This window comes from Halomonas aestuarii (assembly GCF_001886615.1).
GTDB classification, from domain to species: Bacteria; Pseudomonadota; Gammaproteobacteria; order Pseudomonadales; family Halomonadaceae; genus Halomonas; species Halomonas aestuarii.
In genome coordinates this window covers 1,244,921-1,264,429 of the sequence record NZ_CP018139.1, presented here as the reverse complement: position 1 = coordinate 1,264,429, position 19,509 = coordinate 1,244,921, and the positions used below count along the sequence as shown (strand labels likewise).

The following is a 19,509-nucleotide window of genomic DNA, read 5'->3' as shown; positions in this document are numbered from 1 at the left end:
CAATGCGCATCGTCGACGACTTTCCGCGCCGGGTCATGGAAGAGGAGACCTGGATCCCGCTGCCCGACGGCAGCCGCCTGGCGGCGAGGATCTGGCGACCGGTGGACGCCGAGGCCCATCCGGTGCCGGCGATCCTCGAGTACCTGCCTTACCGCAAGCGCGACCTCACCGCCGAGCGCGACGTGCAGAGCCACCCCTACTGGGCGGGCCACGGCTATGCCGGGGTGCGGGTCGATATCCGCGGCACCGGGGAGTCCGACGGCGTGCTCACCGACGAGTACCTGCCGAGCGAGCTGGAGGATGGCCTGGTGATCCTCGAATGGCTCGAGGCCCAGCCCTGGTGCACCGGCGACGTCGGCATGATCGGCATCTCCTGGGGCGGCTTCAACGGCCTGCAGATCGCCGCCCTGCGCCCGCCCCAGCTCAAGGCGGTCATCACGATCTGCTTCACCGACGACCGCTACGCCGACGACATCCACCACATGGGCGGCTGCCTGCTTGGCGACAACCTCTCCTGGGCCTCGACCATGTTCGACGGCAACGCCTGCCCGCCGGATCCGGACCTCGTCGGCGAGCGGTGGCGCGACATGTGGCTCGAGCGCCTGGAAGGCAGCGGCCTCTGGCTCGCCCAGTGGCTCGAGCACCAGCGCCGCGACGACTACTGGAAGCACGGCTCGGTCTGCGAGGACTACGCGGCGATCCAGTGCCCGGTCTATGCCGTCAGCGGCTGGGCCGACGGCTACTGCAATGCCGTGTTCCGGGTGCTGGAGGGGCTCGACGTGCCGCGCAAGGGGCTGGTCGGCCCCTGGGCCCACAAGTACCCGCACCTCGGCGTGCCGGGACCGGCCATCGGCTTCCTGCAGGAGTCGCTGCGCTGGTGGGACCAGTGGCTCAAGGGGACCGATACCGGGATCATGGACGAGCCCATGCTGCGGGTATGGATGCAGGAGTCGATGCCGCCCTCGGCGCGCTACGAAGAGCGCCCCGGACGCTGGGTGGCGGAGCCCGACTGGCCGTCGCCGAACATCGGCTCGCAGGCCTTCCGGCTCACCCAGGGCCACGACCTGGTGCCGGAGGACGAACCGAGGGAGGAGCCGCCGGAGGCGACCCTGGACATCCGCTCGCCCCTCTCGGTGGGCCTCTACGCGGGCAAGTGGTGCTCCTACAACGCGCCGCCCGACCTGCCCCATGACCAGCGGGAGGAGGATGGCGGCTGCCTGATCTTCCAGACGGGGCGCCTCGAGGAGGCGCTGGAGATCTGCGGCTCGCCGCTGGTGGAGCTCGAGCTCAGCGCCGACCAGCCGGTGGCCATGGTGGCGCTGCGCCTCTCCGATATCGCCGAGGATGACAAGGCCACCCGGGTCTCCTACGGCCTGCTCAACCTCACCCACCGCGACAGCGACGAGTTCCCCGAACCGCTGGTGCCGGGCCAGCGCTATCGGGTGCGCATCCCGCTCAAGCACATCGCCCAGCAGTTCCCCGCTGGCCACGCCATCCGCCTGGCCCTCTCCACCAGCTACTGGCCGCTGGCGTGGCCGTCGCCCGAGCCGGTGCGGCTCACCGTGTGGCCCGGCGACAGTCGGCTGCTGCTGCCCCGGCGCGAGCCGCGCCCCGCCGAGGAGGCGGCGCTGCCCGCCTTCGCCGCGCCGGAGGGCGCGCCGGCCCTGGCCAAGACGCTGATCCAGCCCAGCCAGGAGACCTGGCGCGTGATCCGCGACCTGGCCCAGGACCGCACCACCCTGGAGGTGGTGCACGACGAGGGGCGCTACCGGATCGACGACATCGACCTGGAAATCGCCGCCCGGGTCACCGAGCGCTACGGCTATGCCTTCGGCAGCTACGACAGCGTCAGCGGCTGGACGGAGTGGCAGCGCAGCTTCCGGCGCGGGGAGTGGGAGGTGCACACCCTGACCCGGACCCTGATGACCAGCGACGCCGAGAACTTTCGCATCCGGGCCACCCTGGACGCCTGGGAGGGCGACACCCGCATCTTCGCGAGGACCTGGGACGAGATGATTCCCCGCGACCTCGTCTAGGGCGGGGGAGGCTGCTATCGTGACGGCCTGACTCTCACAGGGATGCGCCGATGAGCCTCACCCCCGCCGCCGCGGCGACGACGCCGCGCGCCTCGCGCAAGGAGATCTTGGGCTGGGCGATGTTCGACTTCGCCGGCCAGGCCTACACCCTGCTGATCATCACCGTGGTGTTCGGGGAGCTCTTCACCACGGTGATCGTCGGCGACCGCGGCGATGGCTACCGCCTGGCCAACTTCCTGTGGAGCCTGGCGCTGGCGGTGAGCTACCTGCTGGTGGTCCTCACCGGGCCGCTCTGCGGGGCGGTGATGGACTACCAGGCCGCGAAGAAGCGCTTCCTGTTCATCAGCTACCTGGCCACCGTGGTGGCCACCGCCATGCTCTACTTCGTGGCGCCGGGCTACGTGGTGCTGGGCGTGGTGCTGATCGTGATCGCCAACTACGCCTACTCCATGAGCGAGTCCTTCATCGCGGCCTTCCTGCCCGATCTGGGCCCCCCGGAGGACCTGGGCAAGATCTCCGGCTTCGGCTGGGCGCTGGGCTACGTCGGGGGCCTGTTCGCCGCGGGCTTCTCGCTGGTGGTGCTGGGCGAGGCCACGGCCGAGAACTTCGAGCGCGTCCGCTGGGTCGGGCCCTTCGCCGCGGGCTTCTTCCTGGTCGCCGCCGTGCCCACCTTCCTGTGGGTGCGGGAGCGCGGCACGCCCCAGCCGCCGGGCATGTCCTATTATCAGATCGCCCTGGCGCGGGTCTCGACGACGCTGCACGAGCTGCGCCGCTTCCGGGACCTCGGCATCTTCCTGGTCTCGCTGGTCTTCTCCATGGCGGGCGTCTACATCGTCATCGCCTTCGCCTTCATCTACGGCGCCCAGGTGATCGGCTGGGACGAGTCGATCCGCAACATCATGTTCATCATCGTGCAGATCACCGCCGCCGCCGGGGCGATCGGCTTCGGGTTCATCCAGGACCGCATCGGCACCCGGGTCACCTACCTCTTCACCCTGGTACTCTGGGTGGGGGCAATCCTGGCGATCTGGGCCACCCCGGAGGTCACCGCCTACCTGAACGCCCGGCTCGGCCTCGACTGGGAGGCGCAGCACCTCTTCCTGGTGGTGGGCTGCCTGGCGGGCCTCTCCCTGGGCTCCAGCCAGTCGGCCAGCCGCGCCCTGGTGGGGCTCTTCTCGCCGCAGCGCAAGGCCGCCGAGTTCTTCGGCTTCTGGGGCCTGGCCAACAAGCTCGCCGGCGTGATCGGCATCATCGGCCTGGGTCTGCTGCAGTCGCTGGTGGGGCTGCAGGCCTCGATCCTGCTATGCGCGGCCCTGTTCATCATCGCCATCCTGATCTGCCTGGCGGTGAGCCAGGCCCGCGGCCAGCAGGCGGCCCGGGACTGGGAGGCCCGCAACGGCCGCTAGGACATCCGCGCCCGTGGTTACGGGCGCCTGTGGCATCATGGTCGGGACGTGCCGCCGTGGGGAGGGAGGGTCATGAGCGAGGAGCGAGCCACACGCCGTGCCGGGCTCGGCATGATGCTGCTGTTCTGGGTGCTCTTCCTGGGCGGCGGGGCCTGGTGGTTCCACGGCTACCTGGAGGCGCAGCGCAACCCCAATGCCCACCTGGCCAGCGTGACGGGGGCGCAGGGGCCGGTGGTGCTGGAGCGCAACCGCTCTGGCCACTTCGTGGCCACCGGGCGCATCAACGGCCAGCCGGTGGAGTTCCTGCTCGACACCGGCGCCACCTATGTCGCGGTGTCGGCGGAACTGGCCGAGCGGCTGGGGCTCGAGCGTGCCGGCAGCGCCTGGTTCAACACCGCCAACGGGCGGGTGAAGGGGGCGCTCACCACCCTCGACGAGGTGAGTCTTGGCGGCTACGAGGCCCGCGACGTGCGCGGCTCCATCAGTCCCGGCCTCACCGGCGAGGCGGCCCTGCTGGGCATGAGCTTCCTGGGTCGCTTCGACATCGAGATCCGCGGCGAGCAGATGATGCTGCGTCCCGCCGGCGGCGCCTGACGCCGCGATGACGCTTCCGCGACGGCCCTGATACCATGGATGCATGAACAGTATGCCTGCCGCCTCGGCCGTCACCGCCTCCCTGGATGACCCGCGCTATTATCTGGCGAACTTCCGCTTCGTGCTGGGGTGGGTGGTCGACCGCCACGGCGACCTGCTGGAGGCGGCCGAGCACGGCTTCGTGTCGGGCTTCGCGGCCCTGCCCGAGGCGTCCCAGGCGCTGCTGGTGCGCATGGTGATGCGCAAGGGCGAGCACTTCCGCACCGCCCGCCTCGCCTATCCCGAGATCGGCGATACCGAGGCGGCCCTCGCCCCCCTGTTCGAGGCGGGCCTCGTCGAGGAAGCCCCCGAGCTCTCCCTGGAGACGCTCTTCCATCAGCTGCGCCTGCCCGAGCTGCGCCGCGCCCTGGCCGGGGAGATCGCCGCGGCCGGGCTCCCCGCCGCCACCGGCAAGGCCGCGCTGCTCGAGGCACTCGCCCCGCGGCTCGATGAGTCCCGTCGGCTCGCCGACTGGTGGCCCGAGGCGCCGGACCGCATCGTGCGTCTCTCCGTCATGGAGACCTGCGACCGGCTGCGGCTGATGTTCTTCGGCAACCTGCGCCAGGACTGGTCGGAGTTCGTGCTCACCGAGCTCGGCCGGCAGGCCTTCGAGCGGGTGCCGATCACCCCCGACTCCCGCGCCTTTGGCCACCGCCATGAGCTCGACGCCTACCTGGCGCTGCACCGGCTGCGCGAGCGGCTGGAGGGCGGGGAGCCGGTGGCCACCCTGGCCCGGCACCTGCCCGCGCCGCTGGCCGACAACGCCTGGCTGGCGGCCCGGCATCGGCGGCTCTGCGTGGCGCTGGGACGCCAGGCGGAGCGCGAGGGGCAGGGCGAGCTGGCCCTCGACCTCTACGGCCGTGCCGGCTGGCCCGGCTCCGGACCGGACGGCAGCGCCGAGGCGCGCATCCGCCACCTGCGCCTGCAGGAGCGCCGCGGCGAGCACGCCGCGGCGCTGGCGCTGGCGGAGCCCCTGGCCGCGTCCCCGTCCGGCGAGACGGAGGCCCAGGCGCTGGACCGCCTGCTGCCGCGGCTGCGGCGTCGCCTGGGGCTGGCCCCGCCCGCGACAAGGCGGGCGCCCGCCCATGAGCGCTGGTCCCTGACGCTGCCCCCCGGCCCGGTGGAGGCGGCGGTGCGCGACCACCTGCATGACGACACGGCCCCGGTGCACTACGTGGAGAACGTCCTGCTCACCGGCCTCTTCGGCCTGCTCTGCTGGGAGGCGCTCTTCGCGCCGCTGCCCGGGGCCTTCTTCCATCCCTTCCACAGCGGGCCGGCGGATCTCTACCGCGAGGACTTCGTCAGCCGCCGGCGCGAGTACTTCGATGCCTGCCTGGCCCGGCTCGACGACGGCGGCTACCGCGAGGCGATATGGGCCACCTGGCGGACGAAGCAGGGGCTGGCCTCGCCCTTCGTGCACTGGGGGCTGCTCGATGAGGCGTTGCTCGAGCGGGCCCTGGCCTGCCTGCCGGCGGCCCACCTGCGGGCCTGCTTCGAGCGCCTGCTCGGCGACCTAAAGGCCAACCGGGCCGGCCTGCCGGACCTCATCCAGTTCCGCCCCGACGCCCCGGAGGGCGAGCCGCGCTACCGGCTGATCGAGGTGAAGGGCCCCGGCGACCGGCTGCAGGACAACCAGCACCGCTGGCTCGCCTTCTTCCATGCCCGGGGCATGCCCGCGGTGGTCTGCCATGTCGCCTGGCAGGCCCCCGACGGGGGCGACGCGGATGGGTGAGGCCGCGGCCTGGCGGGTGGCGGTGCGCACCCTGTGCGACTTCACCGCCCGGGAGGGCGACCTCGACCATCGCTTCACGCCGGCCCCCAGCGCCCGGGAGGGCATCGACGGCCATGCCCTGGTGGCGGGGCGCCGTGGCGACGGATACGAGGCCGAGCTGCCGCTCTCCGGCACCTTCGAGGGGCTGACGGTGAGCGGTCGCGCCGATGGCTATGACCCGTCGGCCAACCGCCTGGAGGAGGTCAAGACCCATCGCGGACGCCTGGACCGCATGGCCGACAACCAGCGCGCCCTTCACTGGGCCCAGGTCTCGGTCTATGGCGCGCTGCTGTGCGCCGAGCGGGGCCTTGCCTCGGTGACCCTGGCGCTGGTCTACCTGGACATCGCCACCGGCCGCGAGACCGTGCTGACCCGGGAGGCGACGTCCGGGGAGCTTTTGGCCTTCTTCGAGACCCAGTGCCGGCGCTTCCTCGCCTGGGCGGCACAGGAGGCGGAGCACCGCGCCCGTCGGGACGAGGCCCTTGGCGAGCTCGCCTTTCCCCACCCGGACTTCCGCCCCGGCCAGCGCGACCTGGCAGAGAGCGCCTACAAGGCCGCGAGCACCGGCCGCTGCCTGCTCGCCCAGGCGCCCACCGGCATCGGCAAGACCCTGGGGACCCTCTTCCCTATGCTCAAGGCCATGCCGCGGCGGGGGCTCGACCGCCTCGCCTTCCTGACCATGAAGACCCCGGGGCGACGGCTGGCGCTGGACGCCCTCGCCGCGCTGGGCGCCGATGCGGCGGCCGACGGATGGCCGGACGACGCGCCCCGGCCGCTGCGGGTGCTGGAGCTCACGGCGCGGGACAAGGCCTGCGAATACCCCGACCGGGCCTGCCACGGCGAGGCCTGCCCGCTGGCGGCGGGCTTCTACGACCGGCTGCCGGCGGCGCGCCAGGCCGCCGTGACGCGGGGCTTCCTGGATCGCCAGGCGCTGCGCGAGGTGGCCGGCAAGCACGGCGTCTGCCCCTACTACCTGGGCCAGGAGCTGGCGCGCTGGTGCGACGTGGTCGTCGGCGACGTCAACCACTGGTTCGATGCCAGTGCCCTGCTGCATGGGCTCGCCCGGGCCAACGGCTGGCGGACGGGGCTGCTGGTGGACGAGGCCCACAACCTGGTGGAGCGGGCCCGGGGCATGTACAGCGCCGAGCTCGACCAGCGACGCCTCGCCCGCCTGCGACGGACCCTGCCCGCGCCCCTGAAGCGCCCGCTGGGGCGGCTCGGTCGGCAGTGGCAGGCGCTGGTGAAGGAGGCCGGCCTCGGCGAGGCCGGCGAGCCGGGTGCGCCGGCCTATCGGGTGCTGGAGGGGCTGCCGGAGGGCATGGTCGCCGCCCTGCAGGGGGTCGCCAGCGCCCTCACCGAGTACCTCGGCGAGCATCCCGAGCAGGCCTCCCTCGAGCTTCAGGAGCTGCTCTTCGAGGCCCTGGCCTTCACCCGGCTGGCCGAACGCTTCGGTGAGCATTCGCTCTGCGACCTGGCCCGCCACGGCCGCGGGCGCGCCGTGCTGGGGCTGCGCAACCTGGTGCCGGCAGACTTCCTCGCCCCCCGCTTCGCGGCGGCCCACGCGGCCGTGCTCTTCTCGGCGACCCTGAGCCCTGCCCACTACCATCGGGACCTGCTGGGCCTGCCCGAGGCCACCGTCTGGCGCGAGGTGGCCTCGCCCTTCGCCGCCGAGCAGCTCGAGGTGCGCCTGCGGGCCGACATCTCCACCCGGCTGCGCGACCGGCAGGCGTCGCTTTCGCCCATCGTCACCGAGCTGGCCGGCCAGTTCCGTCGCCGGCCGGGCCACTACCTGGCCTTCTTCAGCAGCTTCGCCTACCTGGAGGCGGCCCTGGCATGCTTTTGCGAGGCCCATCCCGAGATCCCCGTGCGCACCCAGACCCGCGGCATGCGCGAGGAGGCGCGGGAGGCCTTCCTGGCCGGGTTCGCGCCGGGCGGGGCGAGCATCGGCTTCGCAGTGCTGGGCGGCGCCTTCGCCGAGGGGATCGACCTGCCCGGCGACCGGCTGATCGGCGCCTTCATCGCCACCCTGGGGCTGCCTCCCGCGGATCCCTTCAACGAGGCGCTCAAGGCGCGGCTGGCGGCGCGCTTCGGTCGCGGCGACGACTACGCCTACCACATACCCGGGCTGATCAAGGTGGTGCAGGCGGCGGGGCGGGTGATCCGGGGGCCCGACGACCGCGGCACGGTGGTGCTGATGGACGACCGCTTCGCCCGGCGCGAGGTGAGGGCCCGGTTGCCGGCCTGGTGGGGGGCGCCCGTCGTGGCACCACCGGGCGGGTCGCGGCGCTGAGCCCGATGCGCCGGCGGGCCCTGAAGGCCGGGCGTCACGACTCGCGGCGGGGCGCCTCCTCCAGCGAGGTGGTGACGTCCTCGTCGGCCTCGTAGAGGGCCTCCAGCTCCCGGGCCGCCTCCTGGACCGTTTGGATCTGCTTCTTCTCGTTGCCGAACACCTCCAGCTGGCGGCGCAGCGTCTGCTCGTCATGGGGCCGGAAGGTGTCGATGGTGTGCTGGGCCTGGTCGCGGGGAATGCCCAGGCCGACCAGCACGTCGCGGGTCAGCTCCAGGCTCGCCGGCAGCAGCTCGCGGACCAGGTCGTTCACGCCGGACCGCATCAGCAGGTGGGCATGGTAGCGGTTGCGGGCCCGGGCATAGAGCCGAAGGTGGGGGAAGCGCTGCCGAGCGCTGGCGACGATGCGCATCGAGGCCTCGGGGTCGCCCACCGCCACCACCAGCACCCGGGCCTGGTCGGCGCCGGCGGCCTCGAGGAGGTCGATGCGGGAGGCATCGCCGAAATAGACCTTGTTGCCGTAGCGACGGACGAAGGCCACCTGGTCGGCGTTGATGTCGAGCACCGTGTAGGGGATCTTCAGCCCCTGCAGGGCGCGGCCCATGATCTGGCCGAAGCGCCCGAAGCCGGCGAGGATGATCTGCGGCGACTCGTCCGGCATGGCGTCGAAGTCGGGACGCGCCTTGCGGGCCTTGAAGAGCGGGCGCACCAGCCGGGCGTGGGCCAGGAACATCACCGGCGTGGCGGCCATCGACAGCGACACCACCAGCACCAGCTCGTCGACCAGGGAGGTGGGCAGCAGGGCCGCGGTGCCGGCCGCGGTGAGCAGCACGAAGCCGAACTCGCCGCCCTGGGAGAGCAGCACCCCGAGGTTCAGGGCCTCCCGCCAGCCGGTGCCGAAGGTCCTGGCCGCCACCACCACGCTGAGGGCCTTGGCCAGCAGCAGGGCCCCGGTGAGGCCGAGGATCATCCCGGGGCGCTCGGCCAGCAGGCCGATCTGGGCGGTCATGCCCACGGCCATGAAGAACAGGCCCAGCAGCAGGCCACGGAAGGGTTCGATGTCCGCCTCGATGCCGTGGCGGTACTCCGAGTCGGCCAGCAGCACCCCGGCGATGAAGGCGCCCAGTGCCATGGAGAGGCCAGCGAGCTCCATCAGCAGGGCGGCGCCGATCACCACCAGCAGGGCGGTCCCGGCGAACACCTCGCGGCTACCGGTGCCGGCGGCGAAGCGGAACAGCGGTCGCAGCAGCAGCCGGCCGCCGACGATCAGGCCGGCGAAGGCGCCGACGGCCACCATAACCTCCTGGAGCATCGGCATGAGCCCTCCCGCCAGCAGGTCCTCGGCCGCCAGCAGGGGGATGAGGGCCAGCACCGGGATCGCGGCCAGGTCCTGGAAGAGCAGCAGGGCGAAGGCGTTGCGGCCGTGGCGGCTCTGCATCTCGTGACGCTCGCCCAGCAGCTGCAGCACCAGGGGCGTGGAGCAGAGCCCCAGACTGAAGCCCGTCACCGCCGCGGCCACCGGCGACAGGCCGAGCGCCCAGCCGCAGGCGGTGAGCAGCAGGGTGGTCACGCCGACCTGCAGGCTGCCGAAGCCGAAGACCGCCCTGTGCATCAGCTTGAGGCGCGAGGGCTTGAGCTCCAGGCCGATCACGAACAGCAGGAAGATGATGCCGACCTGGGAGAACTGCAGGACGGCCTCGGCATCGGCCACCAGGGCGAGAGCCGAGGGGCCGATGGCCACCCCAGCGGCGAGGTAGCCCAGCACCTCGCCGAGCCCCAGGCGCTTGAAGACCGGCACGATCAGCACTGCCGCGGCGAGAAAGATCAGGGCGTTGAGCAGCAGGTCGGTGGCCAAGGGGGGCTCCTTGCGAACGGCGGGGGCGACCCCCATGTTACCCGATGCGCCAGCCCGCGCGTCAGGCGGACGCGCCGCCCGACGGGAACGGCAGGCGCCTTGGCCGGTCCCATTCGTCACCGACGCCCCTTCATTGCCCCACAGGAGAGACTGCCATGCGACTCAACGCCGACTTCAGCCGCCGCGAGGTGGTCACCCCCGACGACTATCGCTGGGTGGACTCCCCCACGGCCGGCGTCGAGCGGATGATGCTCGACCGCGTCGGCGACGAGGTGGCCCGGGCCACCTCCCTGGTGCGCTATGCGCCGAACAGCACCTTCCCGACCCACGAGCACGGCGGGGGCGAGGAGATCCTGGTGCTGGAGGGGGAGTTCGCCGACGAGCATGGTCGCTACCCGGCGGGCCACTACCTGCGCAATCCCATCGGCACCGCCCATGCGCCCCGGGTCGGGGACCAGGGGGCCCTGATCTTCGTCAAGCTGCACCAGTTCTCGCCGGACGACACCGAGCAGAAGGTGATCGACACCCGGGCCGGCGACTGGCGACCGGGCCTGGTCGAGGGCCTCCAGGTGCTGCCGCTGCACGACTTCGAGGGCGAGCACGTGGCCCTGGTGCGCTGGGCCCCGAACACCCGCTTCCAGTCCCATGCCCACTGGGGCGGCGAGGAGATCCTGGTCCTCGAGGGCACCTTCCATGACGAGCATGGCGCCTATCCGGCGGGCAGCTGGCTGCGCAGTCCCCATCGCAGCCAGCACACCCCCTTCACCGGCGACGACGGCGCGCTGATCTACGTCAAGGTGGGCCACCTGTTGCCCGAGTGAGGCTGACGCGGGCTGACACCCCGTTACTGCCTGCGACTGTGCACCGCACCCTGGCCTGTGCTACCCCTAGAGGCGGCACTTCGCCGAACCGACACGGACAAGGAGACGTCACATGGGTATCGAAGTAGGAGGCCTGCTGGGCCTCATCTGGCTGATCATCGTCATCTGGGCCATCGTCAAGGTGGCCAAGAGCCCGGCCGGCGGCCTGGCCAAGCTGCTGTGGATCCTGGTGCTGCTGTTCTTCCCGCTGATCGGGTTGATCATCTGGTTCCTGTTCGGGCCCAAGGGGTAGCGACGCCTGCGCCAGGCAGGGTCTCGGGCCGCCTTCGGCGGCCCGATGTCATTCCGGCCCGGGGCGGGGGTCAGGGCAGGTCGCGCGGCTCGCCCCGGTCGCACTTGACGCACGGAAGCTCGAGACCTAGGCGCGAGCGTCGGCCCGCCTCGGTGATCACCCAGGGACGCTCCACCCAGGGCGGCTGGTGACGGACGTGCTGGTTGTGGCCGCAGGCGAGCTCCGCCACCCAGTGGCCCTCCTCGTCGCGATGGTAGCCCACGATCGGCTGACGCATGCCGGCTCAGTGCGCCGAGGAGGCCGCCCAGATGTTCACGCCGCCCTCCACCGCATGGCGGTCGATCTCGGCGAGCTCCTCGTCGGTGAAGTCCGGCCCGGCGAGGGCGCCCACGCTGTCGATCACCTGCTCGGGCCGGCTGGCGCCGATCAGCGCCGAGGTCACCCGGCCGCCGCGCAGCGTCCAGGCGATGGCCATCTGGGCGAGGGTCTGGCCGCGCCGACGGGCGATCTCGTTCAGCGCCCGCACCCGCGCCAGGTTCTCCGGCGACAGGTGGGCGTCATTGAGCGCCTTGCCCCGGACCCTCCGGCTGTCCTCGGGGATGCCGTCCAGGTACTTGTCGGTCAGCAGGCCCTGGGCCAGTGGCGAGAAGACGATCGAGCCCATGCCCAGGTCGTCGAGGGTGTCGAGCAGGCCGTCGTCCTCGATCCAGCGGTTGACCAGCGAGTAGCTGGGCTGGTGGATCAGGCAGGGGGTGCCCAGCGAGCGCAGGATCTCGACCGCCTCGCGGGTGCGCTTCGCGTTGTAGGAGGAGATGCCGGCATAGAGCGCCTTGCCCTGGCGCACCGCCTGGTCCAGGGCGCCCATGGTCTCCTCGAGCGGGGTCTCGGGGTCGAAGCGGTGGGAGTAGAAGATATCGACGAAATCGACCCCCAGGCGCTCGAGGCTGCGATCCAGGCTCGAGAGCAAATACTTGCGGCTGCCCCACTCGCCGTAGGGCCCGGGGTGCATCCGGTAGCCGGCCTTGGTGGAGATCACCAGCTCGTCGCGGTAGCCGGCGAAGTCTGTCGCGAGGATGCGCCCGAACAGCGCCTCGGCGCTGCCGGGGGGCGGGCCGTAGTTGTTGGCCAGGTCGAAGTGGGTGATGCCGTGATCGAAGGCGGTGCGGCAGATCGCCCGGGCGTTGTCGACGCTTCCGGTCTCGCCGAAGTTCTGCCAGAGGCCGAGCGACAGGGCCGGCAGCTTCAGGCCGCTGCGACCGCAGCGATGGTAGGGCATCCGCTCGTAGCGCTCTGGCGAGGGGGAGTAGCTCATGGGGTCTGTCCTTTGCCGTGGTCCATGCTGGTGGTCGCAGGGCTCACCGGGGCGCGCCGGCGACGTGCACCCGACGGCCGCCGAGACTCTTGCTGACGTACATCGCCTGGTCGGCCTGCTCGAAGAGGGCATCGAAGCTCTCGCCATGCTCGGGGTAGCAGGCCACCCCGATGCTGATGGCAGGGATCTCGTGATCCGGATCCGCGAGCAGGCGGTGCAGCATCCGCGTCGCCCCGCCGGCGTCGGTGTCCGGCAGCATGATGAGGAACTCGTCGCCCCCATGGCGCGCCAGGAGGTCGCTGCTGCGGGTATGGGCCTTGAGCTCCTCGGCGAGGAGCTTGATGGCGCGGTCGCCCTCGACGTGACCCTGGGCGTCGTTGATGGCCTTGAGGCCGTCCATGTCGATGACCACGACGCTGTAGGGGCGTCGCGACCGCCTGGCCATGGCGTCAACCGGTTTCACCAGGTCGTTGAAGGCACGACGGTTGAAGAGGCCGGTCAGGGGGTCCTGGCTCGCCATCTCGAGCAGCATCCGGTTGGAGACCGTGATGCCGTCCACCAGCGCCGCGGTCAGGTAGCCGATGATCAGGTAGGCGATGAGGTTGATGCTCAGCAGCGTGAGGTTCGCCGTCTCCATGAGGCGCTCGTCGCCGAGTTGGAGCAGCAGCACGATGCAGGCGACGATCGCCACTACCTCGAGCATGGTGGCGAGCACCCCGAGGGTCAGGGCGCTGGTCACCACTGCCAGCAGGTAGAGGCTGGTGAGGGGGCCGGAGACGCCCTCCGTGCTGTGGAGGAACCAGGTGATGAAGCCGATCATCACCCAGGTGTGAAGGGCCAGCAGCCAGCGCTGGCGCTCGTCGAAGAACCGCAGGCGACTGGCGAGCAGGCTGAAGCCGAAATAGGCGGCCGTGGCGACCAGCAGCTCCAGGGTGTGGTCATCGGGGGCGCCGATGAGCACCAGGTAGAGCGTGATCAGGGTGACCAGCAGCCACTCGATCTGGTGAAGCCCCGTCATGAAGCCCTGGATCTGGATCCGACGAGCGTCCCATGACAGCGGGGGGAGAGGGTCTTTCACCTTCATCGAGGTCTCTTCTGGCAGGTGGTCGGCCGTCGGGACGGCCCTGGCCCGGCGTCCCTGGCGGGCATCGCGTGATGATGATAGTACCAGAAGCTCTCATGCCGATGGCCGAGACGCAATCGCCAGGCGACGGCAGGCGACCGCCCCCGGCGCGGGCCTGATGCCCGCGCCGGGGGTCCTGTCGGAGGGAGTCTGGCGTGAGCCTGGCAGGCTCAGTGCGGGTGATGCCGGGGGCCCGCTGGCCGGCGGGTGAAGCGCACCGGCGGGTGGTGCCGGTCCTCCCCTGAGGCCCGCTCCGGTGCCGGACGCACCTGCCAGCCACGGCGGGTCGCCCAGGCCTTGAGCTCCCGGTAGTCGAGCAGGGGATGCGGCCGGGAGGTGGGAGCGGAGGCGGGGAAGGCGTTGGCGAGGTGGGGGTAGCGGGCCAGGGCGTCGGCCTCGCCGTGGGCGCTGAGGGCGCGATCCAGGGCGGTCTGCCATTCTCTGGCGTCGAGACGTGCGGTGGAGTGAGTGACCTGCATGGGGTGTTCCTCCATTGGTGTGCCTGTTTCCGGGCCATGAAAAACGCCCTGCCCGGCATGGCCGGACAGGGCGTCATCATCTGGGGTGGCGGCAGGCCGGGTGACGCGGGCATCTTGCGTCTCGCGGGTCGCGATGGGCATCTCCATCATGACGAGGCCTCCCTCCAGCTGCCGGGGCGGGGCGCCCCGGCCTGATGTCTACGGGATCAATCCCAGCTCAGTGCGCCGCCCACCTGGTACTCGGTGACGCGGGTCTCGAAGAAGTTCTTTTCCTTGCGCAGGTCGATGATCTCGCTCATCCACGGGAAGGGGTTCTTCGCGCCGGGGTAGTGCTCCTTCAGGCCGATCTGGGCCAGGCGGCGGTTGCAGATGAAGTGCAGGTACTCCTCCATGATCGCCGCGTTCATGCCCAGCACGCCGCGGGGCATGGTGTCCCGGGCGTAGGCGATCTCGAGCTCGGTGCCCTCGAGGATCATCTGGGTGACCTCGTCCTGGAACTCGGGGGTCCAGAGGTGCGGGTTCTCGATCTTGATCTGGTTGATCATGTCCACGCCGAAGTTCAGGTGCATGGACTCGTCTCGCAGGATGTACTGAAACTGCTCGGCCACCCCGGTCATCTTGTTGCGCCGCCCCATGGAGAGGATCTGGCTGAAGCCGCAGTAGAAGAAGATGCCCTCGGTGACGCAGTAGAAGGCGATCAGGTTGCGCAGCAGTTCCTGGTCGGTCTCCGGGGTGCCGGTGTTGAAGTCCGGGCGGGCCAGCGACTGGGTGTGCTTGAGGCTCCAGGCGGACTTGGCGGCGACGGACGGCACCTCGCGGTACATGTTGAAGACCTCGCCCTCGTCCATGCCCAGAGACTCCACGCAGTACTGGTAGGCGTGGGTGTGGATCGCCTCCTCGAAGGCCTGGCGCAGCAGGTACTGGCGGCACTCCGGGTTGGTGATCAGGCGGTAGAGGGCCAGCACCAGGTTGTTGGCCACCAGCGAATCCGCCGTGGAGAAGTAGCCCAGGCTGCGCTCGACGATGCGCCGCTCGTCCGCGGTGAGGCCCTCGGCGCTCTTCCACAGGGCGATGTCGGCGTTCATGTTCACTTCCTGGGGCATCCAGTGGTTGGCGCTGCCGTCCAGGTACTTCTGCCAGGCCCATTCGTACTTGAAGGGCACGAGCTGGTTGAGGTCGGCCCGGGCATTGATCATCTGCTTGTCGTCGACCTCGATGCGCGCCGCGCCCATCTCGAGCTCCTGGAGGCCCGCGGCCACGTCGAGCTCCTCGAGCGCCTGGCGGGCGCGCGCGAGGCGCTCGCCCTCGGCGGGGCGGGCGTCGCGCGGGTCGGGTGTCCCCTGCGGTGCCGCGGCCGGCTCGGCGGCGGGCTGCGGGGCGGCCGGAGCGGGGGCCTCGGCAACGGCCGTGTCGTCTTCGTGGAAGTCGTCCCAGTTCAGCATGTGGTGTCCACCTCTCGGAGTCGGTCGGGGCCGGGGGCGTGGGCCCCCGGCCGGGTTGGTCGCTTACTGGCAGGCCTCGCAGCCCAGCTCATCGATGTCGGAGGCGTTCGGCGGACGCTGGCCGCCCTTGCCCGTCAGGAAGTCCTCGACGCCCCGGGGCTCGCCCTGCGCCGCTGCCTGGGGGGCGGCGGAGGGGCTCGGCGCCGGTGCGGCGCCGGGCGCGGCGTTGCTCACCGCATTCAGGGTGCCGCGCTCCACGGTGGACTTCTCCACCGAGGTGGCCCCCAGGGCGCGCAGGTAGTAGGTGGTCTTGAGTCCCCGGAACCACGCCATGCGGTAGGTCACGTCGAGCTTCTTGCCGGAGACGCCCTTGATGTAGAGGTTCAGCGACTGGGCCTGGTCGATCCATTTCTGGCGCCGCGCGGCGGCCTCCACCAGCCACTTGGGCTCCACCTCGAAGGCGGTGGCGTACTTGGCCTTGAGGTCGTCCGGGATGCGGTCGATGGGCTGGGCCGAGCCGTCGTAGTACTTGAGGTCGTTGATCATCACCTCGTCCCACAGGCCGCGCGCCTTGAGGTCGTTGACCATGGGCGCGTTGACCACCGTGAACTCGCCGGAGAGGTTCGATTTCACGTAGAGGTTCTGGTAGGTCGGCTCGATCGACTGGGTCACGCCGCAGATGTTGGAGATGGTGGCGGTGGGGGCGATGGCCATCACGTTGGAGTTGCGCATGCCCTGGCGGGCGATCTTGTCGCGGATGCGATCCCAGTCCTGGGTGGCGCTCTCGTCGAGTTCGATGTATTTCTCGCCGCGCTCGGTCTTGAGCTTCTGGATGGAGTCGATGGGCAGGATGCCCTGGCTCCACAGCGAGCCCTCGAAGCTCCCGTACCGGCCGCGCTCGGCGGCGAGGTCACTGGAGGCCTCGATGGCGTGATAGCTGACCAGCTCCATGGAGCGGTCGGCGAAGGTGACGGCGTCCTCGGAGGCGTAGGCGATGTCCTGGGCGTAGAGCGCGTCCTGGAAGCCCATGATGCCGAGCCCCACCGGGCGATGCTTGAGGTTCGAGTTCTTGGCCTGGGGCACCGCGTAGTAGTTGATGTCGATGACGTTATCGAGCATCCGCACCGCGGTCTTGACGGTCTTCTTCAGCTTCTCGCCATCGAACTCGCCGTCGACCACGTGCTGGGCGAGGTTGACCGAGCCCAGATTGCACACCGCGATCTCGTCGGCGCTGGTGTTCAGGGTGATCTCGGTGCACAGGTTGGAGGAGTGCACCACCCCGGCATGCTGCTGGGGGCTTCTCAGGTTGCTCGGGTCCTTGAAGGTGATCCAGGGGTGGCCGGTCTCGAACAGCATCGAGAGCATCTTGCGCCACAGGTCCTTGGCCTTGACCCGCTTGAACAGCTTGAGCTGGCCGTTGCGGGTCATCGCCTCGTACTCCTGGTAGCGCTGCTCGAAGGCGGCGCCGTATAGGTCGTGGAGGTCCGGGCAGGTGGAGGGCGAGAACAGCGTCCACTCGCCGTCGTCGAAGACCCGCTTCATGAACAGGTCCGGCACCCAGTTGGCGGTGTTCATGTCGTGGGTGCGGCGGCGGTCGTCGCCGGTGTTCTTGCGCAGCTCCAGGAACTCCTCGATGTCCAGGTGCCAGGTCTCGAGGTAGGCGCACACCGCGCCCTTGCGCTTGCCGCCCTGGTTCACCGCCACGGCGGTGTCGTTGACCACCTTGAGGAAGGGGACCACGCCCTGGGACTTGCCGTTGGTGCCCTTGATCCAGGAGCCGAGCGCGCGCACCGGGGTCCAGTCGTTGCCCAGGCCTCCGGCCCACTTGGAGAGCATGGCGTTGTCGCGGATGGCGCTGTAGATGCCGTCCAGCTCGTCGGGCACGGTGGTCAGGTAGCAGCTGGAGAGCTGGCTGCGCACGGTGCCCGAGTTGAACAGGGTCGGGGTCGAGGCCATGTAGTCGAAGCTGGAGAGCAGCTCGTAGAACTCGATGGCCCGCGCCTCGCGGTCATCCTCGTTGAGCGCCAGGCCCATGGCCACGCGCATGAACATCACCTGGGGCAGCTCGTAGCGCACCTCGTCGCGATGGATGAAGTAACGGTCGTAGAGGGTCTGCAGGCCCAGGTAGGTGAAGGCGTTGTCGCGATGGTGGTCCAGCGCCTCGCCCAGCCGGTCGAGGTCGAACTCGGCCAGGGCCGGGTCAAGCTGCTCGAACTCGATGCCCTTGGCGATGTAGGCCTTGAAGGCCGGCGCATAGTGCTCGGCCATCTCGCCGAAGGTGGCCTCCTCGGCGATGCCCAGGAAGGAGAGCGCCTCGCGGCGCAGGTTGTCCTGCAGCAGCCGCGCGGTGACATAGGTGTAGTCGGGGTCCTTCTCCACCAGGGTGCGCGCGGTCATCATCAGCGCCTGGGAGACGCCGTCCACGGTGACGCCGTCGTAGAGGTTCTTCAGCGAGTCCTCGACGATCTTCTGGGCATCGACGTTGGCGAGCCCCTCGCAGGCATCGGACACCAGGATCTCGATGCGGCCCAGGTCCAGCGGCCGGGTGCCGCCATCGGGCAGGGTCACGTGCAGCGTCGGGTGGGGCTTGGCGATGTCGCCGCCGGCCGCGGCGCGGGCCCGGGCATGCTCCTCGCGGTAGAGCACGTAGGCGCGGGCGACGCGCTGCTCGCCGGCGCGCATCAGCGCCAGCTCGACCTGGTCCTGGATGTCCTCGATGTGCAGGGTGCCGCCGTCGGGCATGCGACGCAGGAAGGCGTGCTCGATGGCCTCGGTGGACTGGCGGACGAAGTCGCGTACCCGGGAGGAGGCCGCGGCGTTGTCGCCCTCCACGGCGATGAAGGCCTTGCTCATGGCCACGGCGATCTTGTCGGCATCGAAGGGCATGACGTCGCCGTTGCGCTTGATGACGCGCAGGGCCTTGGGTGCGGTGACGGAAACGGACGGCTTGTCCGGTGTGGCAATGGTATCCATGGCGCCGGGGGTCCCTGACTGGGTGAATCCTGTGGTCGACGGTCGCCTCTCGGGCGACGGTTGACAGCTGTGGAAGTGGTTGCTAAGGGCACATGATGTAGTGTTCGTGCCGGAATGAGGCACAAGATAGTGTGCTTTTTCGCCTTCATCAAGTGGATAACCTGTGGACGGGCTGTGGCCTTCCGGGGGGCAGAATCGGGCGTGCCGCGAAGCCCCATGGTTGGGCCCTGGCGACACCTACTGTTGTCATCTCGCCACGGGAAGGCGCCGTCGCGGTTTTCGGGTATCCTTTAGCCAAAGGCGTTGGCTCCCGGCAGCGGGAGGCCGCGTATCGATCACCTGCCCGCCAGGATGGAACAGAGGATGAACGACAGCGTGCAAGACCAGGATCAGGACCATGTGCTGATCATCGAGGACGATGAGCGGCTGGCCGGTCTGACCCGCGACTACCTGGAAGCCAACGGCTTCCGGGTCACTCTCGAGGCCGACGGCGCCCGCGGGGTCGAGCGCATTCTCTCCCTGCAGCCGGACCTGGTGATTCTCGACCTGATGCTGCCCGGCGAGGATGGGCTGTCGATCTGCCGTCGGGTGCGCGGCGACTACCTCGGCCCGATCATGATGCTCACCGCCCGCACCGACGACATGGACCAGGTGCTGGGGCTCGAGATGGGCGCCGACGACTACGTGCCCAAGCCGGTGCAGCCCAGGGTGCTGCTGGCGCGCATGCGGGCCCTGCTGCGTCGCTCGGAGCCGGGCGTCCTCGGCGAGGAGACCCGCCTGGCCTTCGCCGACCTGGTCATCGACAACGCGACCCGCGAGGCCTGGCTCGACGGCGAGCGCATCGACCTGACCAGTGCCGAGTTCGACCTGCTGTGGCTGCTGGCCAGCAATGCCGGCCGGGTGCTGACCCGCGAGGAGATCTTCGACCGCCTGCGCGGCATCCGCTACGACGGTCAGGATCGCTCCATCGACGTGCGAGTCTCGCGCATTCGTCCCAAGATCGGCGACGATCCCAACCAGCCGCACCGCATCAAGACGGTGCGCAGCAAGGGCTACCTCTTCGTCAGGGATGGCTGATC

General features: G+C 70.2%; 15 protein-coding genes. 8 read left to right on the top strand and 7 right to left on the bottom strand.

Annotated elements, in window-relative coordinates; genetic code table 11:
* The first annotated feature begins 2 nt into the window (after positions 1-2).
* The 5 genes from BOX17_RS05745 to BOX17_RS05725 all read left to right on the top strand — a co-directional run bounded on the left by BOX17_RS05745 (position 3) and on the right by BOX17_RS05725 (position 8,136).
* The gene (locus BOX17_RS05745; protein WP_071942620.1) at positions 3-2,036 is read left to right on the top strand and encodes a CocE/NonD family hydrolase; all 2,034 of its coding nucleotides are present in this window, start codon (positions 3-5) and stop codon (positions 2,034-2,036) included.
* A gap of 50 nt (positions 2,037-2,086) precedes the next feature.
* On the top strand, positions 2,087-3,442 hold the full coding sequence (locus tag BOX17_RS05740) for an MFS transporter (RefSeq protein WP_071942618.1): 1,356 nt from the start codon (positions 2,087-2,089) through the stop codon (positions 3,440-3,442).
* Between the two features lie 72 nt (positions 3,443-3,514).
* Positions 3,515-4,036: a retropepsin-like aspartic protease family protein gene (locus BOX17_RS05735; protein ID WP_071942616.1), complete on the top strand. Its 522-nt coding sequence runs from the start codon at positions 3,515-3,517 to the stop codon at positions 4,034-4,036.
* Positions 4,037-4,079: 43 nt separating this feature from the next.
* Positions 4,080-5,807 carry a VRR-NUC domain-containing protein gene (locus tag BOX17_RS05730; RefSeq protein WP_071942614.1) on the top strand — a complete coding sequence of 576 codons (1,728 nt, stop codon included), beginning with the start codon at positions 4,080-4,082 and terminating at the stop codon, positions 5,805-5,807.
* Entirely contained in the window at positions 5,800-8,136 is a 2,337-nt protein-coding gene (locus BOX17_RS05725) for an ATP-dependent DNA helicase (protein ID WP_071942612.1), read from the top strand. The genes BOX17_RS05730 and BOX17_RS05725 overlap by 8 nt, the downstream gene beginning before the upstream one ends.
* Before the next feature lie 34 nt (positions 8,137-8,170).
* On the opposite strand, the gene BOX17_RS05720 is transcribed toward BOX17_RS05725, so the two are convergent.
* Positions 8,171-9,988, bottom strand: a complete 1,818-nt coding sequence (locus BOX17_RS05720; RefSeq protein WP_083582083.1) for a monovalent cation:proton antiporter-2 (CPA2) family protein — start codon at positions 9,986-9,988, stop codon at positions 8,171-8,173.
* A gap of 155 nt (positions 9,989-10,143) precedes the next feature.
* Here BOX17_RS05720 and BOX17_RS05715 point away from each other — a divergent pair, with 155 nt between their 5' ends.
* Positions 10,144-10,809 carry a cupin domain-containing protein gene (locus BOX17_RS05715; RefSeq protein WP_071942608.1) on the top strand — a complete coding sequence of 222 codons (666 nt, stop codon included), beginning with the start codon at positions 10,144-10,146 and terminating at the stop codon, positions 10,807-10,809.
* Positions 10,810-10,921: 112 nt separating this feature from the next.
* On the top strand, positions 10,922-11,101 hold the full coding sequence (locus tag BOX17_RS05710) for a PLDc N-terminal domain-containing protein (RefSeq protein ID WP_071942606.1): 180 nt from the start codon (positions 10,922-10,924) through the stop codon (positions 11,099-11,101).
* A gap of 70 nt (positions 11,102-11,171) precedes the next feature.
* Here BOX17_RS05710 and BOX17_RS05705 read toward each other — a convergent pair whose 3' ends face one another.
* The 6 genes from BOX17_RS05705 to BOX17_RS05680 all read right to left on the bottom strand — a co-directional run bounded on the left by BOX17_RS05705 (position 11,172) and on the right by BOX17_RS05680 (position 18,430).
* A complete protein-coding gene (locus BOX17_RS05705; RefSeq protein ID WP_071942604.1) occupies positions 11,172-11,378 on the bottom strand; it encodes a DUF3565 domain-containing protein in 207 nt (68 codons plus the stop codon).
* A 6-nt stretch (positions 11,379-11,384) separates the two neighbouring features.
* A complete protein-coding gene (gene mgrA / locus BOX17_RS05700; protein WP_071942601.1) occupies positions 11,385-12,413 on the bottom strand; it encodes an L-glyceraldehyde 3-phosphate reductase in 1,029 nt (342 codons plus the stop codon).
* Between the two features lie 43 nt (positions 12,414-12,456).
* Positions 12,457-13,497, bottom strand: a complete 1,041-nt coding sequence (locus tag BOX17_RS05695; RefSeq protein ID WP_071942599.1) for a GGDEF domain-containing protein — start codon at positions 13,495-13,497, stop codon at positions 12,457-12,459.
* Positions 13,498-13,706: 209 nt separating this feature from the next.
* Positions 13,707-14,165 carry a hypothetical protein gene (locus BOX17_RS05690; RefSeq protein ID WP_244272246.1) on the bottom strand — a complete coding sequence of 153 codons (459 nt, stop codon included), beginning with the start codon at positions 14,163-14,165 and terminating at the stop codon, positions 13,707-13,709.
* A 56-nt stretch (positions 14,166-14,221) separates the two neighbouring features.
* Positions 14,222-15,457: a ribonucleotide-diphosphate reductase subunit beta gene (locus BOX17_RS05685; protein ID WP_071942595.1), complete on the bottom strand. Its 1,236-nt coding sequence runs from the start codon at positions 15,455-15,457 to the stop codon at positions 14,222-14,224.
* Positions 15,458-15,520: 63 nt separating this feature from the next.
* The gene (locus tag BOX17_RS05680) at positions 15,521-18,430 is read right to left on the bottom strand and encodes a ribonucleoside-diphosphate reductase subunit alpha (RefSeq protein WP_071942593.1); all 2,910 of its coding nucleotides are present in this window, start codon (positions 18,428-18,430) and stop codon (positions 15,521-15,523) included.
* A gap of 363 nt (positions 18,431-18,793) precedes the next feature.
* Here BOX17_RS05680 and BOX17_RS05675 point away from each other — a divergent pair, with 363 nt between their 5' ends.
* Positions 18,794-19,507 (top strand): winged helix-turn-helix domain-containing protein, encoded by a 714-nt coding sequence (locus tag BOX17_RS05675; protein ID WP_083582082.1) that lies wholly within the window; start codon positions 18,794-18,796, stop codon positions 19,505-19,507.
* Positions 19,508-19,509: the final 2 nt, after the last annotated feature.